A 508-nucleotide genomic window follows, 5' to 3' on the forward strand; every position below is an offset into this window, starting at 1 on the left:
CTGCCATGGGCACTGTTTTTACACGGCTCGTCCCATGCCCGCCTCATTGCATCATGCAAACGTGGAGGGCCGGGGAGGGCCGGACCCCGCTACGGCGGGCGAAGCCGTAGCGGGGTCCGGCCCTCCCCGGCCCTCCGTCCCGCCGTCTCAGGCGGTCAGGCGGTCTGGTAGGGGAAGCGGTCGGCGAAGGCCGGGCGCAGGTCGCTCAGCCAGCGGGCCTGCTCGTCGTACTCGGCGAAGAACGGCCTGCCCACCAGCCCGGGATCACGCGCCTGGATGAGGTGCAGCACGAAGACCTTCCGCCCGGCGACCTCCGCGACGCCGTCGATGCAGACCTTGCCGGGCGTGGCCGACATCGACGGGCCCCGCACGGTACGGCACAGCCCCGAGACGTCCGCGTACGCGTCCCGGAAGATCTCGTGGGCCCGCGCGAGCGGCACCGCGAAGTAGTCGCGCGGCCCGGTGTCCCGCTCGACGAACATGTAGTACGGCACCATGCCCATCACGT

1 pseudogene is annotated in these 508 nt (G+C 71.3%); it reads right to left on the minus strand.

Annotated elements, in window-relative coordinates:
* Nucleotides 1-155: 155 nt before the first annotated feature.
* Nucleotides 156-508: pseudogene (locus IEZ06_RS35965) on the minus strand (lysine 2,3-aminomutase); the annotation flags it as partial.

It is taken from the genome of Planomonospora antibiotica (assembly GCF_014647955.1).
Lineage (GTDB): Bacteria > Actinomycetota > Actinomycetes > Streptosporangiales > Streptosporangiaceae > Planomonospora > Planomonospora parontospora.